Consider the following 25471-nt stretch of genomic DNA (forward strand, 5'->3'; position numbering starts at 1 on the left):
GAGAATACAACATCAAAATTGGCAAAATTGACCGGTCGCGGTTTTAGTCAGAAATACCCACGTTGTGTGTGGCGGGCGAACTGGAGGAAGACACGGCCTTGCCGCTGGCCGTCGACGTGGAGGAACTGGCGGTTTACGTGGCGTCCGGCGCGGTCGATCTGGCCGGGCAACCGCTAACGGCCGGGCGCCTGGCGGTACTCGACCCGCAGGAAGCCCGCCGCCTACCGACGCACACCACGGCCACCACGCGCGTGATGCTCATTGGCGGCCCGCGGCTGGAAGGCCGTCGGTTCATTTGGTGGAATTTCGTATCCACCCGCCGCGACCGGATCGACGCCGCTAAGCGCGCCTGGGCTCGGGACGAATTTCCCCGAGTACCCGGCGAAACCGAGCGGATACCGCTACCTGATTAGGCCCGTAGGCGATGCCCCTATGCTTTTGAAGCGGTTTCACCCGCCAGTGCCAAAATGCGTTCACGGATTTCTGCTGATAGCCACATTCCTGTTTCACTCAACCGATCCACGAGGGGCTCAATGCGCTCGGTTAAGCCTTGTGATTTGGCTTCCAGCAGCACTTTCAAGGTTCCCCATAACTTGAGACCGGCGGCTTGTGCCGTCCGACGCGCCAGCCGGTCATCCAGAAGAAGGACCCGGGTGCGGTTTTCCAAGGCCAAGGCCATCGCGGCCAATTCCCCCGGTCCCAAATCCAGGGACAACCACTCGGAGGGGGTGGCGCGCGGGTCAACGACCTCAAGCCAGCGGTACTCGCGGGGAGAGGGGACATCGAAGCCCCGTCGTTGACCTTCTTTCAGTTCTTCCACCACGGCGGTGGGCGTCCAGACTGAACGGAAGATCTGGGGCAGCCAATCGATCGCCTGGATGCGATAAAGATAGATCAGAGGCGAAGTATTGCTGATGGCCTCAGGCACAGCGCTTTTCCTGTTCCAGGTCGCTCAGTTCCGCCGCCAACGGAAACACCTGGTAGCGACCCAGGGCCAGTAAAAATTCGACCCGGGGTAGGCCCGCCAACTCCGCCGCCCGCCCGGAGGAGAGTCGTCCCAGTTCATACAATTTTACCGCTGCCAAGAGGCGCAATTCGCGTGCAAACGAAGCTTCGTCCACCTTTTCGGCGAGCAGCACCCGTTCGGGGATATCGAGCGTGATTTGCCGGTTCATCATGTAGTCTTTCTCCTGTTTCACGCCATTCTACTCGGTTTTGGCAGGGAGGGAGAGGCGGCGATGGGTCACCGGGTCGCCGGGATCGTTGCCGATCACCCGAGCGGGTGTCAGCTTCGGCTTAATTTCTTCACCGAATTTTTCTATATTTCCAATGAATACAATATGTAATATTCCGGTCCAGTGTCTTCCGATTCCGGTTTAACCTCGTCCTTATCGAAAAAATACGGTTTCACTGCTTCCGCACCGGCAAGGTGAAACCGTCAAGAGAAGGCCCCGACCTGCGCAGGCATGGCCATCGCCACCCAAACGCGTCCAATTGACGGAAAAAGAGTTGATCTTTAGAAGCTTATGCTTATTGTTGATGTCTTCAGATCGGAGAAGCGGTCAAACCGGAATTAAGGAAAGCGTTCAATCGGAATCATGCGGGTGGACGGCAGCCGTTTAACCGTATTTTCTTCTCCCGGAAGCCGTTAAGTCGTAGCTGACAGCTCCTAAGTTCAGTTTTTATATCATCATTTTTATAATCAAGAAAACGTAACATGTAATCATATTATTAATTAGGCAATGCGCGACCTCAATCTACTCCTGATAACGGGCCAAATCAGGAATTTTTGCGGGTTTTACCGGTACATTAACATCACGACTTCCCACAGGGTGATCGCCTGCCACCATCCATCGGTAGCCACATCAAACACCACGGGTAGCCCCTGATCGTTGGCCACGGGGAACGGCGCTACGCCCCCTATAACTTTACCGATCACTGGGCCCGCCCGCCTCCGATGCACCTAGAAAGTAACGAAATATCGGATCGTGGCCTGCAGGTGCGGACATTCCTTCATCGCGCATGACAGCCGCATCAAGACCTGTGAAGCCTGTAAGGAACAAGCGCAACAGGCACGGCGCACCGGCCGTACTGCCGAAGCGAAACAGCTCCCGACGACCTGTACCCCGTGCGGTCAGTCTCTCACGGCGCAACGCCGCACCAAAATCTACTGTTCCTGCGCCGGCCAACAAGGGGTCTGCTCGGGATACGTGTAAATTTTTATCACACGGCAGTTTTATCAATATTAACTTGTTATAAATCAACTACTTGTGAAAAATGATAACATACTACTTTTGATAACGTGAGTGTCCTGAAAGGTATACCTTATTGGACACGCTTATTTGTATAATAAATTATTTAAAAATAAACACTTAAAAAGTATAGTCGCAAACCCTTTTTCGGACATCATCTCGTCAACCAGGAAGAAGTGATAAAAATTTACACGTATCCCGAGCAGACCCCAACAACAGGCCTATCAGCAACGGCAGGGGTCGTGCCCACACCGGTTAATTCAAGCGATGGCTTCCAAGCCTTTTTTTTGGATAAGAGACAGTAGTTTTAGGGAGGGACCCGAGGGGTGTTTCTCGCCGCGCTCCCACTGGCTGACGGAATCCTTCGGCACGTTCAAATAGCGGGCAAAGACAGTCTGGCTGACGTCCTCACGTTCCCGCAGGGCGCGGATTTCCTGGGCGGTAAAGCCATGAATGGGGGTTAGGCAAGACGCATCAAACCGGCGCATCGTTTTCTTATCCATTAGGCCGATTTCGTACAGGTCGCTGGCCGTTTGATGAATGGCCGCTTTGAGGTCACTCTTGTAACTCTTCGCTTGGGTCATCACTTGTTACCTCCACATACTTACCGCTATCGACCAGGGTTTTCAGCTCGGCATCAGAGAGGGCCAAAACGATTTTCGCCAGTTCCTTGAAATCCCGTTCATCGCTCTCGTCGATGTTGTCCTGTTCGTTTTTAGCAAACCCATAGACAAAAAAGGACAGTGCCCCCCGCTGGAAAAGGACAATAGACCGATACCCACCGGACTTCCCCTCATTCGGTCGGGCGATCCGCTGCTTGATGACGCCACCGCCATAATCCGCATCGACGATGCCCTGCTCTGCATTCCTGATGGCCTCGCATAACTTGGCGTCGGCGATCCGCTCCTTGCGGGCGAATTTTGCAAACCACTTGCTCTTGAAAATCCGCATCGACCTGCCCGCTGGGTTTGATACACCTAATATATAAAACTTAGTTCTATAGTTAAAGGGGGATCGCCTTACCATCTATCAGGGGTAACGACACGATCCATGTTGGGTTCCATCGCCCCACCTGTGCCGCTTGTAGTAGCCGTCCCTTCTGCACCCGCGCTAAGACCGACCCTCGCGAAATCACGTTGCGTCCGCGCCCATTGCATGAAGCGTTGCAAAATGCTCGCCGTCAACAAGAAACCGAAGCCGGGCGCGCCCGGTACGGCCCACGGGCTGGGGTCGAGGGCACCTTGTCCCAGGCCGTCCGCGCCTTTAGCCTGCGCCGATGTCGTTATAAGGGTACCGTGTACATTCGTGCGGAAAAAGGCGCTAAGGAATCAGAAGCTAAGAAAGACATTGAAATAAAGGCTCAATATGGATTCCAGTCAGTTAGCGTTGTTAGGCGACCAGCAGTTCCAAGAGAGGTCTGAGCAAGCCTTTGCCCCGAATGCGGACGTTATGCACGAACTGAAAGAAGCCCAGGTAGAGCGGCAGCTTTTCTTGCGAAATTCCTCGATGGGGTCGCAACCAGGAACGCAACAGGGACCAGAAACCCTCAGCGGTATTAACATGAATCTCATGGAAGCCATCGCCATCGTCGTCGCGGGCGTATTCACCCCGGCTGTGACACACCGTATGATGATCAAAGCCCCAATCCTTCAATGGGTTATAGATTGCATATTCATCGGTATACACCCGGGTTCCCGGGGCGATGAAAGTCTGAAGGAGCGGTTGGATGGTCGCTTGCTGGACATTATCCAGCATCCGGACGACCACCGCGCCGCCGCGCTCAATCATGCCGAGAATCGGCGGCTTTTCCTGCTCCAGGGTGCCTCGACCCCGTGCCCCCTTCAGCCGGCGACGCCGCCCGCGGCGGCCTTTTTTTTCACCGCGTCCGGATGCCCTTTATGCCCGGCCACCATATAGACCTCGTCGCATTCCACTTCCCCCGCCAAGGTGGGTTCGGGTTGGCGGGCGACGATACCTTGGCGCAGTTGCTCGGTCATCCGCTGCACGTCTCCGGATTCAACGCCAACTCTTGGGCAATCTGGGCATTAGACAAGTTCAAACCCATAAAATATAAACATAATATCCAAATTCGTAACGGCGGGTGGTGGCCGGCCAACACCGTCCCGGTTAGATCGTCAAAAGAGCGATGGCACCCGGCACACCGATATTTCTGTCGCGCCGGTTGGGTCGTGTCGTGACCCTGCTTCGTCACGTTCGCCGCCCCACAATGGGGGCAGTGAACCCCATCGGGCCAGCGCAGTTGGCGGACCGTTTCGTAACACCGGACATCGTCCAGTAGATTCTGAAGGTTGATCATCGACGGGAAACCTGGAGCGCGGCGGTTCAAAACCTCTTCAGTGTAGCTCCTGTCCCTTGGCAGGGCGAGCCATCTTCAACAGCCTGGAATCCATATTGAGCCGAAATAAAAAGCAAAGCCTCTTTAACGGTCGTTTTATAGACCGATTCAAATGAAGTGTTTTTACCTTGAAAACACAGCAAAAGCTGTCTCTAAAGTCCGTCTCTAAATGAAAATCGTCTATTTATCGCCCCAACCCTTTTATGGACGCCATTAACACCTATTTCCGCACGAATGTGCGCAATACCCTTCTGTATGTCCACGGCGACGCCAAGCCCTACCCGACGCTCGCCGGACTGATCGGCGGCAGCATCAACGTGAAGCACATCCGCGCCCATTGGGACGACATCCTGCGGCTAACGGCGTCGATCCAGCAGGGTACCGTCACCGCCTCGCTGATGCTGCGCAAGCTTGGCAGCTATCCGCGCCAGAACGGCCTGGCGGTCGCGCTCCGCGAACTCGGCCGCATCGAGCGCACGCTGTTCGCGCTGGACTGGATGCAGAACGTCGAACTGCGCCGCCGCGTGCAGATCGGTCTGAACAAGGGCGAGGCCAGGAACGCGCTGGCCCGCGCCGTGTTTCTGAACCGGCTCGGGGAACTCCGCGACCGCCGCTTCGAGAACCAGCGCTACCGCGCGAGCGGCCTCAACCTGGTGGTGACCGCCATCATCCTGTGGAACACGGTCTACCTGGAACGAGCGATTCAGGCGCTGCGCGAGTCGGGTCAAGACATCGACGAGACACTGCTGCCACACCTCGCGCCGTTAAGTTGGGAGCACATCAACCTGACCGGCGATTACATCTGGCAGCAGAACAAACTGGTCGAGCAGGGCCAGTTCCGGCCACTACGGGTGCTCGGCGAGGCTTAGCGTACGATTTTGTCCGTTTCGTGAGCGGACCCCATTCAGCACAAGTCGACAGACCCTCCTTCGCATCAGGGACCACGTCTGATCCCTATGTCGCCTCACGTACTTTTATTGGAATGGACCCCCCTTTTTGCAATCGCTCCGCTACCCGCAACGCCCAGGCGTAGATGGTCAACGACGGGTTAACCCGGCTGGAGCGCGGCAGGACGCTGCCGTCCACCACGTACAGATTGTCCAGACCATGCACTTTGCCATCGACATCCACCACAGAGGTGCGGGGATCGTTGCCCGCAACCAACGTGCCGCAGGCGTGTGCGGTGCCAGCTAATGGAATCCTCTGGGCCGTCGCCGGCAGGCCGATTTTCCACAGCGAGCGATTGAAGTCGCGCACCAGCCGCCGATGCTCCTCCCGCGCCACCGGCAACCGTGCCGGGTCATAGTCAAGCTGGGGGTAGCGGGCGCCATTAGTCTGGGCGACGACGCGGTTGGCGGGATCAGAACCGTCCTCGGTCTGTAAAAAGAAACCGTAGGCGCGATGACCGAGCGCACGGGCGAACCCGCGCGGCACGAAGCCCGGAATCAAGGTGCTGAGCAGTTGACCGTCGAAACCCAAGGGCTGGATGCTGCTGTGCGGCAACCGTTCGTTCAGCAGCAGCAGGGTTTTCCTCAGCAGATCGGTCTTGGGGGTCGCGGAAAACGCTAGCACGGCGCTGAGCAGGTGGGATTTGTAATTTCGCCCCACCACGTCCGCGCACAGCAGCCGCTCGGCTAAACCACTGTCGGCTAGATAGCCCTGCAACAGCCGTGGCGAATGCAATGCGCCCGCCGCCAGCAACACCGTATCAGCCAGAAATTCACTACCATCTTCGGTGCGAACCCCGATCAACCGCTCGGGCCGCTCGGGGTCGAAGAGGAAATCGCGCACCGCCTGCCCGGTCAGGATGACGAGGTTAGGCAAGTGCTGAACCCGCTCCAACAAAGCGTGTTGGCCGTCGGCTTTCAAGTTCTTGACCGAAGCGAAGGCGTCGAAATGCGCAGCTTCCTCGGGATGTTCGACGATGTGGGGGTCCAAGGCCAGCGCCAAGGGCCGGGCGTTCCAACCCGCGCCGTTGCGGGTCAACTTACCGACGATGGCTTGCAGATCCGGTTCCGGCTCAAAGCGATGGACGCCCAATAAGGTTTCCATCTGCTCATAGTAGGACTCCAGTTCCTGATACGAAATCGGCCAGGGCAAACATTGGTGTGCAGGTTCGGCCTCGAACTCGCGCGGCTCGAACCGCGCCAGAGCCGCGCCGTACCACTTAGTTCTACTTTGTCAGATTCATCTATTTGATTATTATTAATAAATGAGGATAATGAAATCCTGATCAAAAAACAAGCTGGGTGAGATAGTCCATGACACACGCACACGCGGAAGCCGTAAAAAAACTTGACTGGCGCTGCCGAAGTCGGATTGCTAGCCGGAATCGGTCAGCGATTCATGGACTTTTGTGGGCGCTTTGCAGGCCACTTCCGCCAAGGGACGCGAACGGTCGAGACGACGGCGCAACAGTATGTCCGTGGCTTGATCCAGGCGGACACCAAGAACATGGAACGCATGGAAGAGGTGGTTCCAGAGGCGGATCATCAAGCCTTGCAGCACATGGTGAGTGAATCCGCCTGGTCCGAACGCGCGGTACTCGATCAGGTGGCCCAAGAGGCTCATCGGTTGTTGGGCGGGCATGAGGACAGTGCCCTGCTCATTGATGACAGTGGTGTGCCGAAGAAAGGCCGGCAATCCGTGGGGGTCAGCCGCCAATGGTGCGGTCAGTTGGGCAAAGTCGAAAATTGCCAAGTGGGTGTGTTTGCGGCGCTGAGCCGGGGTTCTGAGGCGACGTTAATTGACGAACGGTTGTTTTTGCCCGAGGCGTGGACCGCCGACGAAGCCCGTTGCCAGGCCGCGGGCATTCCGAAGGCCCAGCGGGGGTTTCAACGCAAAACCGACTTGGCGTTGGCGATGGTCACCCACGCCCGACAGCAGGGCATCGGCTTTGCCTGGGTCGGCTTTGATGGGTTCTATGGCAGCGATCCCGCGTTCTTACGCGCGCTGGAGGCACAAGGGGAAATCTTCGTCGCGGATATTCACAAGGACCAGCGCATTTATCTGGCTGATCCGCAACCCATCGTCCCTCCGGCGAAGACCTCTCATGGTCATCCCCCGACGGTGCTTCACGCCCAAACCCCCGCCCTGCGGGTCGACCACTGGATCCAACAAAAACCGGCAACCGCCTGGCAACCGGTCACCTTACGGGACAGTACCAAAGGTCCGTTGCGGGTGGAGATTTTACACCAACGCGTGTGGGTGTGGGATGGCCAGGAAACCCGCGCGCGGCACTGGCACTTGATCGTGCGCCGGGAGGTCGAGACGCCGACCGAGATCAAATACAGCTTGAGCAATGCCCCAGCCGACACGCGGATGTCCCGACTGGCGTTCATGCAGGGCCAGCGCTATTGGGTTGAACGCGCTTTGCAACAAGGTAAACAAGATGTCGGACTGGGTGATTATCAAGTTCGGGGATGGCGGGGCTGGCATCACCACATGACGTTGGTCATGATGGCCATGCTCTTTCTGCTCGAAGAACGTCTGCTTCATCAGCAGACGCGACCGTTACTGAGTGGCCGAGATATTCGTGCATTGTTGAATCAATTCTTGCCTCGGCGCGACACGACCTTGGAGGAAGTGCTTCGCCAGATGCAAGTCCGCCACCGAAAACGTCAAGCTACTATCGATTCTGCCTATCGTAAACAACAACTTAATGAATAGTAACATGTGTTCTGACAAAGTAGAATTAGTCTTGCCGCCCAGATTGAAATACTCCTCCGGCTCGAAGGTCCGACCGTTCCGGTCGAGCCAGTGCTCCTTGCTCTTGAAAATCCCTTGCCGGATCACCTTATCCACGTCCAGGGTGCTGCCATCGCGCGGCAGTTCCCGGCCTTTTTCCAGCAGCAGCACTCGGCGACCGGCACTCGCCAGACAGTAAGCCGCCGCCGATCCGCCCGCGCCGGAACCGACGATGAGGGCGTCGTAATGAGCGGTGTTCATGTCACGCTCCGGTTAATTTCAGCTTTGCCGGCGCATCCACGGGCCGCTTCAGGAAAAACAGCGCGCCAGCGGTCACCACCGTACCGATCACAATGGCTAGCAGGTACGGACCCAGGTTCGTTACCGCATTGGGGATGGGTAGCACGAAGACTCCTCCAACAATAGAGCGAACTTCCCACTGGAATTTTCATCGAGCATCCAGCGCGAAGGCCTAAAAGTCAGGTACGGTGAGGGTTTTGGCGGCGCGCCGCTGCAGGATTTCTCGCCCTTGCGCTGCCCGCCTGCCAGTGTGGGAGAACGCGCTGATGGGCCACGCAAACCGAACCGCTCGAAAACCGTTGGAGGTGACGATCATGTTTGAATCCAGTCGCTTAGCCGCTGAACATTTAGCCGATGCCTATCGTCAGTTGGTGCCGTTGCGCACGCGCACCGTACACCGTTCTGAGCCGGAGGTCTCGTCCGAGACGCAACCGGCTGCCGTGAAGACGAGGAGGCGCTCATGACAACCCAGGCCGTGGCGTTATACGCCCGGGTCTCCTCCGAACAGCAAACCCAGGCCAAGACCATCGACAGCCAGGTGGCGGCGCTGCGTGAGCGCATCGCGCACGACGGCGTGGTACTGAACCCGAATCATGCGTTTGTCGATGCCGGTTACAGCGGCTCGACGCTCATCCGCCCGGCGCTGGAACGATTGCGCGATGCGGTTGCTAACGGCGAGGTCGAACGGGTTTATGTGTACGCGCCGGATCGGCTGGCGCGTAAGTATGCCTATCAGGTGATGCTCGTCGATGAGTTTCAGCGCGCCGGTGTCGACCTGGTGTTTTTCAACCGCGAACTCGGTCAGTCTCCCGAAGACGAACTGCTGCTCCAAATGCAAGGCATGATCGCTGAATACGAACGCGCCCAGATGCTCGAACGCAGCCGGCGAGGCAAACGCCATAAAGCCCGGCAAGGCTCGGTCAACGTCCTGTGCGGGGCGCCGTATGGCTATCGCTATATCACCCGCGCGGAAGGCGGTGGGGAAGCCCGTTACGAAATCAACGAGGCGGCAGCGGGGTGGTCCGTCAGATCTTTGCCTGGATGGGCCGTGACCGTCTGAGCATTGGCGAAATCCAGCGTCGGCTCACGGCGGCATCGACGCCGAGTCCCGCCGGCAAACGCGACTGGGATCGCAGTACGATCTGGGGCATCCTGAAAAACCCCGCGTATCAAGGCCAGGCGGCGTTCGGTAAAACCCGCGCCGGCGAACTGCGGCCCCGGTTGCGCGCTCAACGTGGACGCGCCTTACAGCCGCGTCGCGCCCGCTCGACCTACGACGTACCCGCCGACGAGTGGCAGTCGATCGCGGTCCCGGCGTTGGTTAGCGAAGCCCTGTTTGACGCAGTCCACGCCCAGCTCGACGACAACCGCCGCCGCGCCCGTACCGGCCAACGCGGGGCGAAGTATCTCTTGCAGGGCCTGCTAGTGGGCTGACACAGAAGTTTTGACAGGTAGCGGTGGGTGCCCTATGGTTGAGATCAACAGGAGGAATCACCATGGCCCACAAGTATCTGGTTGATCTAACTGAAGAGGAGCGGGAAGACCTGCTGAAGGTCATTCATAAAGGCAAGGCAGCGGCGCGCAAGGTTGCCCGTGCCCATGTGTTGCTGCAGGCTGCGGAAGGGGCGACGGATGAGGCCATTGCCCAAAGCCTTCACTTGGGGATTTCGACCGTTCATCGTACCCGTCAACGGTTTGTCGACGAAGGGTTGCTGGCGGCGTTAAGCGAGCGGCCACGAGTCGGTTTGCCCCCGGCCTTGACCGGCAAACAGGCCGCCTTTCTGGTCGCCTTGGCCTGTAGTACCCCGCCCGCTGGCCGTTGTCAGTGGACTCTCCAATTGTTAGCGGACCGCTTCATGGAACTCCGGCCCATCGAAGCCATTTCCCGTGAGAGTGTGCGGCGCATCCTTAAAAAAACGACCTCAAACCCTGGCAACGTCAAGAATGGTGTATTCCCAGTGTCAGTCCCGATTATGTTTGGCATATGGAGGATGTGTTGGACCTGTACGCCGAACCCGATGATCCTCAATACCCCCAAGTGTGCTTCGATGAAAGTCCGGTGCAATTGACCAGCGAAACCCGCTGTCCTCAACCCGCCCGCCCGGGTCAACCGGCGCGCTATGACTGTGAATACAAACGCGAAGGCACCGCCAATTTATTTCTATTCGTACAACCCTTGCGCGGGTGGCGTCATGTTAATGTCACGAAACAGCGCACCAAACGCGATTTTGCCCAGCAAATGCAGCAACTCGTTGATGTGTACTTTCCGAAGGCGGAGCGAATCCGGTTGGTCGTGGATAACCTCAATACCCACACTCCTGCGGCCTTGTATAGTGTCTTTTCTCCAGAGGAAGCCCGCCGGATCACCCGCAAGCTCGAATTTCATTACACCCCCAAGCATGGCAGTTGGCTCAATATGGCGGAATGTGAGTTCGCTGTTCTCGCCGGCCAGTGTTTGAATCGCCGCATTGCGAACCTCGAAACTTTGCGGAAGGAAATCGCCGCTTGGCAAGGCCCACGCAACCTACGTCAGACCAAAATCCACTGGCAGTTCGGCACCGACTTGGCCCGGGTCAAACTCAAGCGCCTCTATCCTCCCTTGAAATCTTCTGAAACCCCGGTGGACCTAGAAACCTCTGAACCTGTCAAAACTTCTGTGTCAGCCCACTAGACCTTCCGCCGCCATGAAGGTATGGGCAATGCCGGTCGGGCAGGAGGTAATGGCGACGATCTTCAAACCCGCCGCGGGCGGTGTAGCGGGCTTGTCCGTTGCCGATATACTGGCCAACGCGGTCTTGATGACTTCCACGCCGTCGCGAATAGCCGGTTCGGTGGTGGTCTCGGGGTTCGGGGAGCAATGGAACAGTCAACCGGCTTAAGCGGTTCGATAAAACCATCGTTTTGATGAACCTGCTGGTAGGACGCTTCCATAGGATGCAAAAGTAGAATAACTAGTACAGAAAACTGGTTTGCGAAATCAAAATTCAGTAAGAACTCGTTTCGGTTAGTTTACTGAACTTTCATTATCTGATGACTGTAATAATTTAATATAATTAATAATTTATCCTTATATCGGTTCGCTGTTCCATTGCTCCCCGGACTCCAACTTTTAGGAGTCTGCGCCATGTCCACCCTACAAGCGACTCAGGAACTACTCTCTACTTTGTCCCGCGCCGAAAAAGCTCAAATTCTGCAATGGATTGTTTGTGATCTGGGCGATCCCTTTCCTGGCATTGAAACCTTGCCCGGCGTTGCCGGTGGCGAACCCTGCATTGTGCGCACCCGTATCCCGGTTTGGGTCTTGGAACAAACCCGGCGGCTCGGCGTTCACGAAGCGGATTTACTCCGCGCTTATCCTATCTCCTCAGTCGTAAGTTCTCGGTCTAATCGTCGAACAAGACCGCCCCTGACTGAAGGTTAATCAGCCAAGAATACATTATTTAACCGAGTGATTTGAGCAAGGATTCAGACGATCGAAGGCGGGTCGGCCGGTTCCTCCTCCGTGGTACCTTGGAAAGCGTGTCGGATCTGCGCGATGAGACTGTTTGGTGGGAGATCGAGAAGTGGTTTGATCACCTGAGGAGCGAGGACTTGCCGGACTGTTTTCTCCGAGGGCAGGTCGCGGGAACGGGTGCGCAGATAGAACCGATGTTGTTGCCAGACTTCAGGGCCAAAGCGCAGAGCGATCAGCTGCAACAAGCCTTGGGCGACCACGGCGCAGAAGACGAAGACTTCATAGGCTTGCCAACAGGCGGCGACCGTGGGCTGACGCTCAATCACCGGGGCCTTGAGCGACCGATTCCGGGTCGGACGGCGGGCATGGCGTGGTAGGTGTGAAGTCCAGAAGTGAAAACAAAAAGCGCCCAGGAGCTGCTTTAATACCGCGAACAGAATTTCGATGCGGGTGCGGACACAATAGAGTTCCAACGCGGTGATGGGTGAGAGGCTCAGATCGGAGCACATGAGGACCAAAGGGCCGCGCGAGGTGATCGCGAAGATGAACAGGAGGGCGTCGCCGAGGGGCTTCCAGAGTAAGGGGACGCTCATCAACCGCACCCGTTCCCGCTGGCCATAGACGCAACACTCGACCTCGTCAAAACCTTGTGGATAATCAAAAACTTCTATCAGATGGACTTTCTCGCCATAACGGGGTTGTGGTCCGGGCCGGCCGGCCGGCTTCGGGGTCGCCGGAAAATAGGCGACGTAATTTTTCTTGGCCCGGGCCACGATCACCAAATACGGTTGCTTCAAGGCGATGGAATAAACGGATTGGGCCAAGCGAAAGACCCCCGCGATCGAGAAAAAGGCATCCAAGACTAAAAATGCGGGGCCATCCTGATCGATGGTCAACGTCAGGGCCATCTGCACCACCCGCTCGGGCAGGCTCGGGTCCGCGCCCCTTTGGGGTGAAGTCGGTTCCACCTGACCTAAATGGCAAAAGCCTTGATGCATGCGCAGGGCTAAAGGCAAACAAAAACAAGCATCGAGTGCGCCAACCACCACCCCGATCGCGCCCCAGCAGTGCCCGCGGAAGTACGATGGCTTGTGCTGGGTTTCTGAAGCGTCATGTAACGACACGACGCCTGGCATACGCCCCCCATCCTTGACCACCAGCGTATGATCACCCAACAAGACAGCCCGCCCGGCCACCTGGACGGCGACGGCCTGACGCCACACATAACCCTGCCACGTCGCCAACAGGGTCTCTAGATCATAAGCTTTGGAGCGACAGAAATGCAGAAACCGGTGATAGACCGCTTCATTCCCCTGCCAGAACCGGCACATTGACGTCACCCCGATCATTTCCGGGGCGGCGAGAAAGCTCAACACCACCGCGCAGAACAGCAGCCAACTGCGCTGCCGCGCAAAGGCGCTGCGAAAACTTTCTCAAGCATGGTATACATAAATCAGCATGGATTCTCCTCGGGCGACCGGGTTGTTCAGGCGCGGACCGCTGAGGGGAATTCATGCTGCTCTTGAGGAGCGGCCGTCAAGGCTTTTCAGGGAGAGAACTTATGACTGATGAGATCCTATAGTCAAACCGTTTTTGATTAGTTTACAAATTTTTCATTAATTTCAGTTACTTGTTTCATGAAAATCAATTAACATAAAACTGTTTGACTATAGCTTGCGCGCTGAAGATTTAACGAGCGCCTGGGCCTATGTCCGCTCACATCGCAATGAAATTGACCAGCAAATCCGCGAAAACGAGGATGCCTGAAGTTGGAAATGCTATTCAATCAACTGATTCGGGTCAATCGCCTATGACTCCATCATCGCAACTCCCCTGGAAACCCTGGCATCACGTCGTCACGCTGCGCGATGACCTGCGCACCGGCGAACTAGCGCGTGATTTGTGCGATATTCAGGCTACCGCCCGTTCCAAGCTATGTTGCAATCGGGTTGCAGCTTCCCGTGATAGCGTGACCGGAACAAACCAGGTGGAGGGATAGAGATAATCTTTACCGCTTTCGTCAATAATTCGCAGCCAGTCGTCTTCATGCCCCAACACTGCGTAGCATTTACCCACTATGAGATCAGCCGCACTGAAGTCACCAAAATCAGCATCGTTGACACAAATAACAAATTTATCTGTTTCCATCATGATAGCCACCGCTTGATTTTCAATTTGACTTTACCGATTCCATGCGCCTTATACTAATGAATTTCGGCTCGTCGGGTGGAGCCGTCATCGTGCTGAACCATCGCTATACCCTTCTTTTTTTTCCATCGGCCAGCACCGTAGCTGGCGCGGAGCAGTGCCAGTTCCCGAATGCTCGGACCTTCAGCAATCGTCTCTATCGAACTGATATCGCCAATCACCCGTACTGTCATTCAATACGCTCACTGAAGCCAGCTTTTCTCATTTCTGCGCCATTTCCTCGAATTGAACAACTACTATGGTAGCACTTGGAACCGCCAAAATGCCCCCCACGCTCCCCTGGAAACCCTGGCATCACGTCGTCACGCTGCGCGAGGACCTGCGCACCGGCGAACTGGCGCTCAACCAATTCGCCGCCGACCTCTACGAAGTGATGATGCAAAGCGGCAAGCGCCCGATCTTGTATCTTGGCGGGGGTGGTGATGAACTGCCCCCCCAGAGGTTGAGTGAGCTTGAGCCCGACCTAAGGGCGCGACCCTGATGCGTAGATGAAGCCCTCGACCGCTGTGGTTCTGCCTGCTGAAACACTGAACGGTAACCGAGGACCCGCCCGGTGCGGTGATCCTGAATGCACAAGGCCAGTGTAGCGCAGAGCGTTAACACTTTCGGAGAACCCTGATGTATCACCTCGGTATTGATGTTGCTAAAAACAAGCTGGATGGCTGTCTGCTCAATCCGGAGAACGATCAACGCCGCGCCAAGACCGTGCCCAACACCCCAGCGGGTTTTACGGAATTGCGCGATTGGCGGATCCGGCAAAAAGTCCCTGATCTGAGTCAGGTTCATCTGATTCTGGAAGCGACTGGGGTCTATCATGAAGCGGCCACCCTTTGGTTTATTGAGGCCGGCGCCGGGGTGTCCGTCGTCAATCCTGCCCAAGTCAAAGCCTTTGGTCAGGGTGTGGCGGTGCGCACAAAAACCGACGCCCGCGACAGCCCGGTGCTGGCCCGGTACGGGGCCTTGGTCAACCCGCCCCGTTGGCAACCCCCGGCCCCGGAGATTCGGGAATTGAATGCCCTGATCGCCCGCCTGGATGCGGTCGAAGCGGATCTGCGCCGGGAACAGAACCGTCTGGAGAAAACCGCGGCGGTTCCCGCACCCGCCACCGTCCTGGACTCGCTCCAACAACACATCGCCTTTTTGAGGCAGGAGCAAACCCGCGTACAGACGGCGATTCACGATCACATCGAACGCCATCCCCGCCTGAAACAGGACCACGACTTGCTGGGCTCGATTCCTGCCGTGGGCGAGAAAACCGCCCAGCGGTTGCTGGCGGTGCTGCACGGCCACGACTTTACCTCCGCCGATCAAGTGACCGCCTTCCTCGGCTTGGTCCCCATCGAAGGTCAATCGGGCAGCAGCCTGCATCGCCGCCCCCGCCTGTCCAAAGCCGGAGCACCCCGGATTCGGGCAGCGCTGTACATGGCCGCCGTCGTGGCGACCCGCCATAACCCGCACATCCAGGCCTTATACCAGCGCCTGCTGGCCCGGGGCAAAGCCAAAATCGCCGCCTTGGGCGCAGCCATGCGCAAATTGGTGCAATTGGCGTTCGGTGTCCTTAAACATCAGCAACCCTATCAAGCAAATTGGACCCTCGCCCCTTGACCGCCAAGACGGTATCTACGAAGACCCGCGCCCATTCTTTGCCCTGACCTACCCGACCCACAACCTGCGCGAATTGATCAAGGATGTGGCCCTGCGGCTGGCCGGTCTGAACGATAAAGCCGTGCTGCAACTCGAATTGATCTACGGCGGCGGCAAAACCCATACTTTGATCGTCCATCGCCATCTGTTCCACGATCCTGAACATCTACCGGATTTGCCTGCCGTACAGGAATTTGTCCAGCACATCGGCCAAACCCCACCGCGCGCGATCATCGCCGCTTTGTGCTTCGACAAACTGGATCTGGAAAAAGGTCTCGAAGTCCGCGCCCCCAATGGCCAGAGTTGCCGCCTCAAACAACCGTGGAGTCTGTTGGCCTACCAACTGGCCGGCGATGCCGGGCTGGCGGCGTTGCGGGATGACGGCCAAGCCGAAGAACGCGCCTCGCCCCGGCGGAATCGGTGATCGGCCCCTTGCTGGAATCCATCACCCAACAAGGCCTGAGCGTACTGGTGCTGATTGACGAAGTCATGATCTATGCCCGCAGCCAATACGGTCAGGACTCCGCGCGCTTCGACGCCCTGGTCGATTTTTTCCAGGGGTTGACCCAGGCCATCGTCCCCACCCCTCCTACAATGTTGCGAAAAACGGTCGTTTCCACCACTGGGAAACGTTCCTTCCTCGACGCGGAATACCACGTTAACGCATTCTTGGTCAATTTCAACGCGCCTGACCAGCGTGCGGATCAGTTCCCGCCGGCCCAGCCAATCCAGGTCGTCTAAGCCGGTTTTGACTTTCTCGCTAAACGCCTCCAGACGACCGATCACCAGCTGTAGCTCGCTCTGCTGTTGCGCGTGGGTCTGCAGCTGGTGAGCATGCTCCTCCAGTACTTGTAGCCGTTCTTTAAAGCGTCGGATGCGCGGTTCCGCTTCGGCTTTGTCGAGATAGCCCTCGGCATAGCCGTCGATGAGCCGGACGATGCCTTGGCGCAGCTTGGCAATCTGTTGATTGACCTGGTGGACCTCGGCCTCTCCTGGGGGAGCTTGCACGGTGGCTAGCCGGCGCTGGTATTCCTCGGCCAAACGGTTGGGGTTGTCGAGCAATCGGCAGACTTCGGCCCACACGGCCTGTTCGAGTCGGTCGGTGCGCAGTTGCTTGTTGTCGCAGAGTCGTTGGCCACCGAAGCGATACCCATCGTTACCGATGCAGCGATAGTAGGCATAGGCCCGTGGACGGTTTTTCCGGGCACTGGGACTCAGCGGCTTACCGTAGAACGCATACCCACAACAGCGGCACACTAGCAGGCCCTGCAAGAGATACTTCGCCCCGCGTTGGCCGGTACGGGCGCGGCGGCGGTTGTCGTCGAGCTGGGCGTGGACTGCGTCAAACAGGGCTTCGCTAACCAACGCCGGGACCGCGATCGACTGCCACTCGTCGGCGGGTACGTCGTAGGTCGAGCGGGCGCGACGCGGCTGTAAGGCGCGTCCACGTTGAGCGCGCAACCGGGGCCGCAGTTCGCCGGCGCGGGTTTTACCGAACGCCGCCTGGCCTTGATACGCGGGGTTTTTCAGGATGCCCCAGATCGTACTGCGATCCCAGTCGCGTTTGCCGGCGGGACTCGGCGTCGATGCCGCCGTGAGCCGACGCTGGATTTCGCCAATGCTCAGACGGTCACGGCCCATCCAGGCAAAGATCTGACGGACCACCCCGCTGCCGCCTCGTTGATTTCGTAACGGGCTTCCCCACCGCCTTCCGCGCGGGTGATATAGCGATAGCCATACGGCGCCCCGCACAGGACGTTGACCGAGCCTTGCCGGGCTTTATGGCGTTTGCCTCGCCGGCTGCGTTCGAGCATCTGGGCGCGTTCGTATTCAGCGATCATGCCTTGCATTTGGAGCAGCAGTTCGTCTTCGGGAGACTGACCGAGTTCGCGGTTGAAAAACACCAGGTCGACACCGGCGCGCTGAAACTCATCGACGAGCATCACCTGATAGGCATACTTACGCGCCAGCCGATCCGGCGCGTACACATAAACCCGTTCGACCTCGCCGTTAGCAACCGCATCGCGCAATCGTTCCAGCGCCGGGCGGATGAGCGTCGAGCCGCTGTAACCGGCATCGACAAACGCATGATTCGGGTTCAGTACCACGCCGTCGTGCGCGATGCGCTCACGCAGCGCCGCCACCTGGCTGTCGATGGTCTTGGCCTGGGTTTGCTGTTCGGAGGAGACCCGGGCGTATAACGCCACGGCCTGGGTTGTCATGAGCGCCTCCTCGTCTTCACGGCAGCCGGTTGCGTCTCGGACGAGACCTCCGGCTCAGAACGGTGTACGGTGCGCGTGCGCAACGGCACCAACTGACGATAGGCATCGGCTAAATGTTCAGCGGCTAAGCGACTGGATTCAAACATGATCGTCACCTCCAACGGTTTTCGAGCGGTTCGGTTTGCGTGGCCCATCAGCGCGTTCTCCCACACTGGCAGGCGGGCAGCGCAAGGGCGAGAAATCCTGCAGCGGCGCGCCGCCAAAACCCTCACCGTACCTGACTTTTAGGCCTTCGCGCTGGATGCTCGATGAAAATTCCAGTGGGAAGTTCGCTCTATTGTTGGAGGAGTCAAGACCCCGCGTTGTGCAGTGGTCGCCTCACTGCTGGCCAGCGAGCCGGATAAAAACGACACGATCGGGCGTCGGTTACAAGGCCAGTTATATGACATCTACCGCCGGCAGAGCGAAAGCGCGGTTGAACCCGTCGTCAAGGAAGACGCTGCCGAAGTGCTGCGCCGCCGTTTCTTCACCCCGGAATCTATTCAGGATCGCACGGTGTTCAAAGCGCACGTCATTGCCGCACTCAAGGGCATTCAGACCCTGGATGACAGCGCCAAAGGTAAAAAAGTCGAAAACGACTTTCTGCAAAGCTATAGTCAAACAGTTTTATGTTAATTGATTTTCATGAAACAAGTAACTTAAATTAATGAAAAATTTGTAAAATAATCAAAAACGGTTTGACTATACCCCTTTCATCCTGGCCTGACCGAGGTGTTTTATACCAAATGGGTGGGTCTCGACCGCTTCCAGAAAACCCGGGGCGTCCTGCGCACCTTTGCGCTGGCGTTGCGAGCGGCCGAACATTGGGATCAGAGTCCGCTGATTGGGCCGGGCGTTTTTCTCAACGCCCCGCACCAGACCGACCTGGCGGCGGCGACCCGTGAACTGTGCATCTACGCCGAAAATGAGAACGACAGCGGCGGTAAACACGACTGGAAAGGTCTGCTTATCGGTGAGCTGGATTGCGCCCGCCGCTGGCAGGACCAGACCATCGGCCTGAAATGCCGCGAATTGGAACAGGCGGTGATCGCCACGTTCCTGCACTCCCAACCCATTGGCCGAACTGCGAAAACACCGGAGCTGATCGGCTTGATCAGTCCCACCCGGCCCGACAAGATCAATCTGGAAAAGGGCCTGCGCGGCTGGGCGGATGACAGCCACTGGCTGGATGACCGCTTTACCGAGGCCGCCGGCCAGACTTTGCCCAAAGAATGGCGGCTGGGCAACCGCCCCAACCTCAAGCACATGCACGACTAGGCCGAAAAGGATATCGGCGGCGATGTGGTGAAAGACCGGCTGGAAAAGGAAATTGGCAAGCTCAAGTCGTGGTTCCAGGTCCCGCCCGGTCTCGGCGTTCGCCTGCATCTACAACCCAGACAACCCAGCGACATCGAAGACGACGGCCTGTTCCATTTTGCCGTCCTGGGACCAAGCGCCGCCTCGGAAGTCCGCGTCCCCAGTCAGGAAGCGGTGCGCTTCCTGACTGAAAAGACTGGCCCCAACACCCCTCGCGCCTATTCGAATGCGATAGTCCTTGCCGCGCCGTCGCAGGACGGTCTACGCGCTGTGGAAGCCCGGATTAAGGACTCTCTGGCCTGGGAAAAGGTCGAAGCTGATCTGAATCGGATGGAGGGAACCGTTGACCCGGCGCGCAAAAACCAGTTGCAGGCCAAGTTGCAAGCAGCTAAGCAATACGTTCCCGGTCTCCTCCGGCAAGCCTACTGCATGGGCGTCACCCTTGCCGAATCCGGCGCGCCACACACATTCCGCCTCACCCTGAGCGACGGGTCTTTATTCGATGCAGTCAAGGCCCATGCCGACGCTCGCATTCAGGACGCTGTGCTGGACGCCGACGCCTTATTACCGGGCGGCCCCTACGATCTCTGGCATGATGGCGATACCCGCCAGCGGGTTAAGGATCTGGTGAACGCCTTTGCCGCCCAGCCGACCCTGCCCAAGATGCTGCGTACTCAGGACCTCTATGACACCCTGGCGCAAGGGTGCACCACCGGGTCCTTTGTACTGCAACTAATCCGCCCGGATCGCAGTGTGCGTACCTGGTGGCGCGCCCGCCCGGACGAGGCGATGATGAAGGACAAGGATTTGACGCTGGTCCTGCCCGAAGCGGCGAGCTTGGCCGAACTGAATAGCGCGCTCCTGATTCGAGAGCATTTACCGGAACTGTGGAGCGGTGAAGAACTGCCGGTCAGTCAGCTTTACGCCTATTTCCAGGGCGATCACGCGATCAATGTCGATAAGGGCGGTGGTTATCAGGAATCGGTGTTCATTCCCAAGGCCGAGCAACCGGTTATGGACGCAGCCATTCAGGAAGCCGTTGCCGCGGGCAAGCTCTGGCTGATTCATGGCCCGACTAGCCTGTTGGGCGAACCGATTCCGGCAGGCGTCCTGACCGCCGACGCTGTACTGCGCTCACCGCCACCCGCAATTAACGTGCTGGAAATCCTGCCCGCCGCCCTACCGGATGCCTGGGCAAATAGCCAAACGACGGTGGAGGCCATAGCGCAAGCCTTATCGCAAAAGCTCGGCCAACCGCTCCCCTGGAAAACCGTCTGCGCGGCGATCAACGGCGCATTGCAGGCCAATTACCTGGAAGTCGACGGCGCCTGGCCCTGTGAACGGGCCGTGGCGGCGCAGGTCATGCTGCGAGAGAAGAAGACCGCGCCCCTGAAGATCACCCCAACCGTGGATTACGTCCAAAAACCGGCTTATCACATCCAAACAGTTGCTGCGGAAATTGAATTAACCACCCATGAGATCCAGAATCTGGCTGACGTCATACCGGAACTGATGGCGTTGCAAGCCACTCATGCATTCCCGATGCGGCTGTTTGTCGGCGATAGAGCCAAGAAATTATCGGATGATTTACTGGCGCAGATTAACGCTGTGCTGGAAAAGGCGAATGAGACTTGGCAGTTGAAGAAGTAATTAGCGGATTTATTTCAGTAGCGAACTCTTGAATTTTGTCCCGACAATCCCCATAACGTACTGTTGAAATTTCCAATTGCCTTGTCAGCCTGTGAGGTGCGCCATGCCCATCTATGAATACCGTTGTCAGTCCTGCAACCACGATATGGAAGTGATGCAGAAAATGAGTGATCCCGAGCTGAGCGATTGCCCCGCGTGTGGCCAGCCACAATTGAAAAAACTGATCTCAGCCGTGGGCTTCCGCTTGAAGGGCAGTGGCTGGTATGAGACCGATTTCAAGAAAGACAATCAGAAGAACGTCGCTAAGGATGATGCGCCGCCCAAGGAAAGCAAACCAGCCGCCGCTTGTGATGGCGCAGGGGGATGTGGGGCTTGTCCGACGCCCGCAGCGGCTTAGTGGCCAGTCGCTATAACATTCAGTTTTTAGCATCCAGGAATCCTACGCCATGCGCAGCCACTATTGCGGCCAAGTCACTGAAACTCTGTTAGATCAAGATGTCACCCTCTGTGGCTGGGCGCATCGCCGCCGCGATCATGGCGGAGTGATTTTTATCGACCTGCGCGACCGCGAAGGGTTGGTGCAAGTCGTGATTGACCCCGATACGCCGGACGCCTTCGCCAACGCCGAGCGGGTTCGCAATGAATTCGTATTACGTATCACCGGTCGAGTGCGTCGTCGTCCCGAGGGTACGGAAAATCCCAACCTGGCCACGGGCGTGGTGGAGGTGCTGACCCGCGAGCTGGAAATCCTCAATCGTTCCGAACCCTTGCCGTTCCAGTTGGATGATGACGACACTTCCGAGGAAGTGCGCCTGCGTTATCGCTACCTCGATCTGCGCCGCCCGGTCATGCAAGACCGCTTGCGCTTGCGCACCCGGATCATCAGCGCGCTGCGCCGGTTCCTGGATGAACAAGGCTTTATGGACATCGAAACCCCGATGCTGACCAAGGCGACCCCGGAGGGCGCTCGCGACTATCTGGTGCCCAGCCGCACTCATCCCGGCAGTTTCTTCGCCCTGCCGCAATCGCCGCAATTATTCAAGCAATTGTTGATGATGGCCGGCATGGATCGCTACTATCAGGTAGTGCGCTGTTTCCGCGACGAGGATCTGCGCGCTGACCGCCAGCCGGAATTCACCCAGCTCGATATTGAAACCTCGTTCATGGACGAAGCGGCTATTACCGGGCTGATGGAAGAGATGATCCGCCAGCTATTCAAAGCGGTCATGGCGGTCGACTTGCCTAACCCATTTCCACGAATGCCTTATGAGACGGCGATGCAGCGCTATGGCTCCGACAAGCCGGATTTGCGCATTCCCCTGGAGCTGACTGAACTGTCGGATTTGATGGCGAGCGTGGAATTCAAGGTCTTCGCTGGACCCGCTAATGATCCCAAAGGCCGGGTCGCGGCGTTGCGCGTTCCAGAGGGCGGTAAACTGACCCGGCGCGAAATTGACCTGTACACCGAGTTCGTCGGACGCTATGGCGCGAAAGGACTGGCCTACATCAAGGTGAATGATGTGACCGGCGGGCGCGAAGGTTTGCAAGCGCCCATTGTCAAGTTTCTGCCCGATGAGACCCTGGCCAAGATTCTCACGCGCACCGGAGCCGAGAATGGCGACCTGATTTTCTTCGGTGCAGATTCCGTCAAGGTAGTCAACGATGCGCTGGGCGCGCTGCGGCTGAAGTTGGGTCACGATCTGGGACTGGTCAAGGGTGAATGGGCGCCGCTGTGGGTCGTGAACTTCCCGATGTTTGAATGGGACGAAAATGACCAGCGCTGGAACGCCCTGCATCATCCGTTCACTGCGCCGCGCACGGACGATCCCGCCGAGGTGCAAGCCAATCCGGGACGTTGCCTGTCGAAGGCTTACGACATGGTGCTGAATGGCAGCGAAATCGGCGGCGGTTCGGTGCGTATTCACCGACAGGAGATGCAGAATAAGGTATTTGAACTGTTGGGCATCGACGCCGAGGAAGCGCGCGCCAAATTCGGCTTTCTGCTGGATGCGCTGAAATTCGGCTGTCCCCCGCACGGCGGCATCGCCTTTGGCCTGGATCGCCTGACGATGCTGATGGCCGGCGCCAGCTCTATCCGCGATGTCATGGCGTTCCCCAAGACGCAGAGCGCCGCCTGTCTGCTGACCCAGGCGCCGGCGCCGGTCACCGAGACGCAGCTGCGCGATCTCAACATTCGGTTGCGGCGCACGCCTTGAATACGCAAAATCCCCCCCAACCTCCCTTTGTCAAAGAGGGGAGCTGCGCATCAAATTCTCCCTACCCCTCCTGTGTCAAAGGGGGGAACTGTGCATCAAATTCTCCCCAACCCCCCTTTGTCAAAGAGGGGAGCCGTGTTAAACGCCCGGAGTCGGTGCTGGTGGTGATTTACACCCTGGCGGACGAGGTGCTAGCCCTGCGCCGTTGCCAGCCACCGGATTTCTGGCAATCGGTCACCGGCAGTTTGCGCTGGGAGGAGACGGATCCACTGGAAACTGCACGGCGGGAATTGCGCGAAGAAACCGGTTTAGGTGACGGACTGGAGATCGTTGCCTGCAACCAGATCAACCGTTTCCCCATTCTACCGCCCTGGCGGCATCGCTATGCGCCAGATGTGATTGAGAATATCGAGTCTGTGTTCCGGGTTTGCCTGCCGGAGCGCTGTCCTGTTGACCTGAACCCCGCTGAACACAGTGAGTATCTTTGGTTGCCACGCTCAGTCGCGGCGGACCGGATGACTTCCTGGACCAACCGGGACGCGATTCTCACCCTGCCTTCTATGTAAAGGGTAACTTATGGCGGTTTACGCAATTGGCGACATTCAGGGTTGTTACGAGCCGTTGCAACGGCTGTTGGAGTTGCTGAAATTCGATCCCGCCACTGACCGGTTGTGGCTGGTCGGCGATCTGGTGAACCGGGGTCCCCATTCAGTAGAAGTGTTGCGATTGGTCCGCGAGCTGGACCAACAGGTGACGACGGTATTAGGCAATCATGACCTTACCCTGCTGGCTGCGGCTGCCGGTCAAGTCAAGCCCAAGCGCAAGGATACCTTCCACGCGATTCTGGAAGCGCCCGACCGAGATGAATTGCTAGACTGGCTGCGTCGATGTCCACTGCTGCATCATGACATGGAACTGGGATTTGCCATGGTTCACGCCGGTCTGCCGCCACAATGGGACTTGACGCTGGCGCAACGCTGCGCTCATGAAGTCGAAGCAGCCCTGCGCGGGCCGGAATCGGAACTCTTCATGGCGCGAATGTTTGGCGGCGAGCCACGACGCTGGCAAGATGATCTGGTCGGTTACGACCGGTTACGGTTTATCGTCAACGCCCTGACCCGGATGCGTTTTTGCGCAGCGGACGGGACCTTGTCCTTCGCGGAGAAAGGTCCGCCAGGCAGCGCGGGCATTAAGCTGATGCCCTGGTTTGCTGCGCCGGGCCGACGCAATGCCGATCTCAATATTGTCTTCGGTCACTGGGCTTCGCTGGGGTATTATCGCGCACCGGGGATTTACGCTCTCGACAGCGGCTGTGTCTGGGGCAACCGATTGACTGCGATCCGTTTGGACGAACCGGAGGCGCCAGCCTTTAGTGTACCCGCGTGACCGTTGTTGATAGGCCGACAAAATTGGAAATCCATTCAAAACGGGTTTTTCGACGCTTTCTGTGGAGTTGATGTTGTATGGCCGGTTGGCTACTAGGACTGCCTCCGCCAGAACCCTCAAAGAACCTGATTTACCTCGAATTCTATGAAGAGACGATGATCCCTGCCGCAATAGCCGCTTCTTTAATATTTCTGAACTCACCCCGGGCGTAACGCTCAGCGATGGCAGGATGATCACGGTTCAGGCAAGAAACCAGATCGATGTCGCGGTCCGCTTCTTCACGGGAGGTTGTCGCCATACCCATCGGTGCTTTTTTAAACGGTTTCCGTTCTTGAGCCGCCACACTCACTCCCTTCTTCAGGGCTTTTGGCTTGGATTTGGGTTTGTATCTGGATCTGGATCTGGATCTGGATCTGGGTTCGGCGTTCGCTACCGCCTGTTCGAGTTGTTGCAGGGCGGCTGACAGCGCCGGAGCATTGCCTTGGCGGTAAGCATCGATCAAGGTCTTAATTGCAGCGACAAACGGACCGGGAACATAGAGCGCTTTCGATTCCGGTTTGTCGCTGTGAGGCGAATGTTGAGTCTGCATGGCCTAGTCATCAATTGAAAAAAGAGTCGTGATTATCCGGCAAAAGGTGCGGAATTGCTCCTCCATCTGCCATCATTAATAGTCATTATAGCCGCTCAAGCCATCATTTAGCGACCGATTCACGCATCGTGGTTTCTGTTTCCGACACCGC

At 57.6% G+C, this 25471-nt stretch carries 28 protein-coding genes and 5 pseudogenes; 19 read left to right on the top strand and 14 right to left on the bottom strand.

Annotated elements, in window-relative coordinates:
- Window positions 1-98 precede the first annotated feature (98 nt).
- Window positions 99-413, top strand: a complete 315-nt coding sequence (locus H6973_19305; protein ID MCP5127680.1) for a hypothetical protein — start codon at window positions 99-101, stop codon at window positions 411-413.
- A gap of 17 nt (window positions 414-430) precedes the next feature.
- Here the strand turns inward: H6973_19305 and H6973_19310 are convergent, their stop codons facing one another.
- From H6973_19310 to H6973_19320, 3 genes are all read right to left on the bottom strand, one after another.
- Window positions 431-928 carry a DUF3368 domain-containing protein gene (locus tag H6973_19310; GenBank protein MCP5127681.1) on the bottom strand — a complete coding sequence of 166 codons (498 nt, stop codon included), beginning with the start codon at window positions 926-928 and terminating at the stop codon, window positions 431-433.
- Entirely contained in the window at window positions 921-1178 is a 258-nt protein-coding gene (locus H6973_19315; protein MCP5127682.1) for a UPF0175 family protein, read from the bottom strand. Before H6973_19315 ends, H6973_19310 begins: the two co-directional genes overlap by 8 nt.
- 620 nt (window positions 1179-1798) lie before the next feature.
- Window positions 1799-1939 carry a hypothetical protein gene (locus H6973_19320; GenBank protein ID MCP5127683.1) on the bottom strand — a complete coding sequence of 47 codons (141 nt, stop codon included), beginning with the start codon at window positions 1937-1939 and terminating at the stop codon, window positions 1799-1801.
- Between the two features lie 49 nt (window positions 1940-1988).
- Between H6973_19320 and H6973_19325 the strand changes: the two genes are divergently transcribed.
- Window positions 1989-2216: a hypothetical protein gene (locus tag H6973_19325; GenBank protein ID MCP5127684.1), complete on the top strand. Its 228-nt coding sequence runs from the start codon at window positions 1989-1991 to the stop codon at window positions 2214-2216.
- 296 nt (window positions 2217-2512) lie between these two features.
- On the opposite strand, the gene H6973_19330 is transcribed toward H6973_19325, so the two are convergent.
- On the bottom strand, window positions 2513-2836 hold the full coding sequence (locus H6973_19330; protein ID MCP5127685.1) for a DNA-binding transcriptional regulator: 324 nt from the start codon (window positions 2834-2836) through the stop codon (window positions 2513-2515).
- Window positions 2808-3203, bottom strand: coding sequence for a type II toxin-antitoxin system RelE/ParE family toxin (locus H6973_19335; GenBank protein MCP5127686.1), 396 nt, complete (start codon window positions 3201-3203; stop codon window positions 2808-2810). The genes H6973_19330 and H6973_19335 overlap by 29 nt, the downstream gene beginning before the upstream one ends.
- 62 nt (window positions 3204-3265) lie before the next feature.
- On the opposite strand from H6973_19335, the gene H6973_19340 reads away from it, so the two are divergent.
- The gene (locus H6973_19340) at window positions 3266-3673 is read left to right on the top strand and encodes a transposase (GenBank protein MCP5127687.1); all 408 of its coding nucleotides are present in this window, start codon (window positions 3266-3268) and stop codon (window positions 3671-3673) included.
- On the opposite strand, the pseudogene H6973_19345 reads toward H6973_19340, so the two are convergent.
- Window positions 3642-4569, bottom strand: a pseudogene (locus H6973_19345) (IS1595 family transposase). The gene H6973_19340 and the pseudogene H6973_19345 overlap by 32 nt on opposite strands.
- Before the next feature lie 317 nt (window positions 4570-4886).
- Here H6973_19345 and H6973_19350 point away from each other — a divergent pair.
- Window positions 4887-5477, top strand: a pseudogene (locus H6973_19350) (Tn3 family transposase).
- A gap of 85 nt (window positions 5478-5562) precedes the next feature.
- Here the strand turns inward: H6973_19350 and H6973_19355 are convergent.
- A complete protein-coding gene (locus H6973_19355; GenBank protein ID MCP5127688.1) occupies window positions 5563-6660 on the bottom strand; it encodes a GMC family oxidoreductase in 1098 nt (365 codons plus the stop codon).
- A gap of 243 nt (window positions 6661-6903) precedes the next feature.
- Between H6973_19355 and H6973_19360 the strand changes: the two genes are divergently transcribed.
- Entirely contained in the window at window positions 6904-8277 is a 1374-nt protein-coding gene (locus tag H6973_19360) for an IS701 family transposase (protein ID MCP5127689.1), read from the top strand.
- Window positions 8278-8557: 280 nt separating this feature from the next.
- Here H6973_19360 and H6973_19365 read toward each other — a convergent pair whose 3' ends face one another.
- Window positions 8558-8701 (bottom strand): hypothetical protein, encoded by a 144-nt coding sequence (locus H6973_19365; GenBank protein ID MCP5127690.1) that lies wholly within the window; start codon window positions 8699-8701, stop codon window positions 8558-8560.
- 160 nt (window positions 8702-8861) lie between these two features.
- Here H6973_19365 and H6973_19370 point away from each other — a divergent pair, with 160 nt between their 5' ends.
- The 3 genes and pseudogenes from H6973_19370 to H6973_19380 all read left to right on the top strand — a co-directional run bounded on the left by H6973_19370 (window position 8862) and on the right by H6973_19380 (window position 11266).
- Window positions 8862-9059 carry a hypothetical protein gene (locus H6973_19370; GenBank protein MCP5127691.1) on the top strand — a complete coding sequence of 66 codons (198 nt, stop codon included), beginning with the start codon at window positions 8862-8864 and terminating at the stop codon, window positions 9057-9059.
- Window positions 9056-10023: pseudogene (locus tag H6973_19375) on the top strand (recombinase family protein). Before H6973_19370 ends, H6973_19375 begins: the two are co-directional and overlap by 4 nt.
- Before the next feature lie 68 nt (window positions 10024-10091).
- A pseudogene (locus H6973_19380) lies at window positions 10092-11266 on the top strand (IS630 family transposase).
- Here H6973_19380 and H6973_19385 read toward each other — a convergent pair.
- On the bottom strand, window positions 11255-11404 hold the full coding sequence (locus tag H6973_19385) for a hypothetical protein (GenBank protein MCP5127692.1): 150 nt from the start codon (window positions 11402-11404) through the stop codon (window positions 11255-11257). The pseudogene H6973_19380 and the gene H6973_19385 sit on opposite strands and share 12 nt — an antisense overlap.
- A 315-nt stretch (window positions 11405-11719) precedes the next feature.
- On the opposite strand from H6973_19385, the gene H6973_19390 reads away from it, so the two are divergent.
- On the top strand, window positions 11720-12016 hold the full coding sequence (locus H6973_19390) for a DUF433 domain-containing protein (protein MCP5127693.1): 297 nt from the start codon (window positions 11720-11722) through the stop codon (window positions 12014-12016).
- A 44-nt stretch (window positions 12017-12060) separates the two neighbouring features.
- Here the strand turns inward: H6973_19390 and H6973_19395 are convergent, their stop codons facing one another.
- Together H6973_19395 and H6973_19400 are read right to left on the bottom strand one after the other, a co-directional pair.
- The gene (locus H6973_19395; GenBank protein MCP5127694.1) at window positions 12061-13425 is read right to left on the bottom strand and encodes a transposase; all 1365 of its coding nucleotides are present in this window, start codon (window positions 13423-13425) and stop codon (window positions 12061-12063) included.
- A 535-nt stretch (window positions 13426-13960) separates the two neighbouring features.
- Window positions 13961-14200 carry a hypothetical protein gene (locus H6973_19400; GenBank protein MCP5127695.1) on the bottom strand — a complete coding sequence of 80 codons (240 nt, stop codon included), beginning with the start codon at window positions 14198-14200 and terminating at the stop codon, window positions 13961-13963.
- A gap of 295 nt (window positions 14201-14495) precedes the next feature.
- Here H6973_19400 and H6973_19405 point away from each other — a divergent pair, with 295 nt between their 5' ends.
- The 3 genes from H6973_19405 (at window position 14496) to H6973_19415 (ending at window position 16325) form a co-directional block, all read left to right on the top strand.
- Complete coding sequence (locus H6973_19405; protein MCP5127696.1) at window positions 14496-14738, top strand: hypothetical protein; 243 nt, start codon at window positions 14496-14498, stop codon at window positions 14736-14738.
- A 137-nt stretch (window positions 14739-14875) separates the two neighbouring features.
- On the top strand, window positions 14876-15862 hold the full coding sequence (locus tag H6973_19410; GenBank protein ID MCP5127697.1) for an IS110 family transposase: 987 nt from the start codon (window positions 14876-14878) through the stop codon (window positions 15860-15862).
- Window positions 15810-16325 (top strand): hypothetical protein, encoded by a 516-nt coding sequence (locus H6973_19415; protein ID MCP5127698.1) that lies wholly within the window; start codon window positions 15810-15812, stop codon window positions 16323-16325. Before H6973_19410 ends, H6973_19415 begins: the two co-directional genes overlap by 53 nt.
- Here H6973_19415 and H6973_19420 read toward each other — a convergent pair.
- Together H6973_19420 and H6973_19425 are read right to left on the bottom strand one after the other, a co-directional pair.
- A pseudogene (locus tag H6973_19420) lies at window positions 16238-18123 on the bottom strand (recombinase family protein). The gene H6973_19415 and the pseudogene H6973_19420 sit on opposite strands and share 88 nt — an antisense overlap.
- Window positions 18120-18317, bottom strand: coding sequence for a hypothetical protein (locus H6973_19425; GenBank protein ID MCP5127699.1), 198 nt, complete (start codon window positions 18315-18317; stop codon window positions 18120-18122). Before H6973_19425 ends, H6973_19420 begins: the two are co-directional and overlap by 4 nt.
- 175 nt (window positions 18318-18492) lie before the next feature.
- On the opposite strand from H6973_19425, the gene H6973_19430 reads away from it, so the two are divergent.
- The 7 genes from H6973_19430 (at window position 18493) to H6973_19460 (ending at window position 24731) form a co-directional block, all read left to right on the top strand.
- Window positions 18493-18798, top strand: coding sequence for a hypothetical protein (locus H6973_19430; GenBank protein MCP5127700.1), 306 nt, complete (start codon window positions 18493-18495; stop codon window positions 18796-18798).
- A 96-nt stretch (window positions 18799-18894) separates the two neighbouring features.
- Window positions 18895-19440, top strand: a complete 546-nt coding sequence (locus tag H6973_19435; GenBank protein ID MCP5127701.1) for a hypothetical protein — start codon at window positions 18895-18897, stop codon at window positions 19438-19440.
- 24 nt (window positions 19441-19464) lie between these two features.
- Window positions 19465-21129, top strand: a complete 1665-nt coding sequence (locus tag H6973_19440; protein ID MCP5127702.1) for a hypothetical protein — start codon at window positions 19465-19467, stop codon at window positions 21127-21129.
- Window positions 21130-21232: 103 nt separating this feature from the next.
- A complete protein-coding gene (locus H6973_19445; GenBank protein MCP5127703.1) occupies window positions 21233-21526 on the top strand; it encodes a zinc ribbon domain-containing protein in 294 nt (97 codons plus the stop codon).
- 49 nt (window positions 21527-21575) lie between these two features.
- Complete coding sequence (aspS, locus tag H6973_19450) at window positions 21576-23345, top strand: aspartate--tRNA ligase (protein MCP5127704.1); 1770 nt, start codon at window positions 21576-21578, stop codon at window positions 23343-23345.
- Window positions 23342-23911, top strand: a complete 570-nt coding sequence (nudB, locus tag H6973_19455) for a dihydroneopterin triphosphate diphosphatase (protein ID MCP5127705.1) — start codon at window positions 23342-23344, stop codon at window positions 23909-23911. Before aspS ends, nudB begins: the two co-directional genes overlap by 4 nt.
- Window positions 23912-23921: 10 nt before the next feature.
- Entirely contained in the window at window positions 23922-24731 is an 810-nt protein-coding gene (locus tag H6973_19460; protein ID MCP5127706.1) for a symmetrical bis(5'-nucleosyl)-tetraphosphatase, read from the top strand.
- A 142-nt stretch (window positions 24732-24873) separates the two neighbouring features.
- Here H6973_19460 and H6973_19465 read toward each other — a convergent pair whose 3' ends face one another.
- On the bottom strand, window positions 24874-25320 hold the full coding sequence (locus tag H6973_19465; GenBank protein MCP5127707.1) for a hypothetical protein: 447 nt from the start codon (window positions 25318-25320) through the stop codon (window positions 24874-24876).
- Between the last annotated feature and the right edge of the window lie 151 nt (window positions 25321-25471).

It is taken from the genome of Gammaproteobacteria bacterium (assembly GCA_024235095.1).
Classification (GTDB): domain Bacteria; phylum Pseudomonadota; class Gammaproteobacteria; order Competibacterales; family Competibacteraceae; genus UBA2383.

What these genes read in the sequence shown, in the direction of transcription:
- H6973_19315 (MCP5127682.1), bottom strand. Translation starts at nt 1,178, where the DNA reads ATGATGAACCGGCAAATCACGCTCGATATCCCCGAACGGGTGCTGCTC.
- H6973_19330 (MCP5127685.1), bottom strand. Translation starts at nt 2,836, where the DNA reads ATGACCCAAGCGAAGAGTTACAAGAGTGACCTCAAAGCGGCCATTCAT.
- H6973_19335 (MCP5127686.1), bottom strand. Translation starts at nt 3,203, where the DNA reads ATGCGGATTTTCAAGAGCAAGTGGTTTGCAAAATTCGCCCGCAAGGAG.
- H6973_19355 (MCP5127688.1), bottom strand. Translation starts at nt 6,660, where the DNA reads ATGGAAACCTTATTGGGCGTCCATCGCTTTGAGCCGGAACCGGATCTG.
- H6973_19370 (MCP5127691.1), top strand. Translation starts at nt 8,862, where the DNA reads ATGGGCCACGCAAACCGAACCGCTCGAAAACCGTTGGAGGTGACGATC.
- H6973_19390 (MCP5127693.1), top strand. Translation starts at nt 11,720, where the DNA reads ATGTCCACCCTACAAGCGACTCAGGAACTACTCTCTACTTTGTCCCGC.
- H6973_19400 (MCP5127695.1), bottom strand. Translation starts at nt 14,200, where the DNA reads ATGATGGAAACAGATAAATTTGTTATTTGTGTCAACGATGCTGATTTT.
- H6973_19405 (MCP5127696.1), top strand. Translation starts at nt 14,496, where the DNA reads ATGGTAGCACTTGGAACCGCCAAAATGCCCCCCACGCTCCCCTGGAAA.
- H6973_19410 (MCP5127697.1), top strand. Translation starts at nt 14,876, where the DNA reads ATGTATCACCTCGGTATTGATGTTGCTAAAAACAAGCTGGATGGCTGT.
- H6973_19425 (MCP5127699.1), bottom strand. Translation starts at nt 18,317, where the DNA reads ATGGGCCACGCAAACCGAACCGCTCGAAAACCGTTGGAGGTGACGATC.
- H6973_19445 (MCP5127703.1), top strand. Translation starts at nt 21,233, where the DNA reads ATGCCCATCTATGAATACCGTTGTCAGTCCTGCAACCACGATATGGAA.
- aspS (MCP5127704.1), top strand. Translation starts at nt 21,576, where the DNA reads ATGCGCAGCCACTATTGCGGCCAAGTCACTGAAACTCTGTTAGATCAA.
- H6973_19460 (MCP5127706.1), top strand. Translation starts at nt 23,922, where the DNA reads ATGGCGGTTTACGCAATTGGCGACATTCAGGGTTGTTACGAGCCGTTG.
- H6973_19465 (MCP5127707.1), bottom strand. Translation starts at nt 25,320, where the DNA reads ATGCAGACTCAACATTCGCCTCACAGCGACAAACCGGAATCGAAAGCG.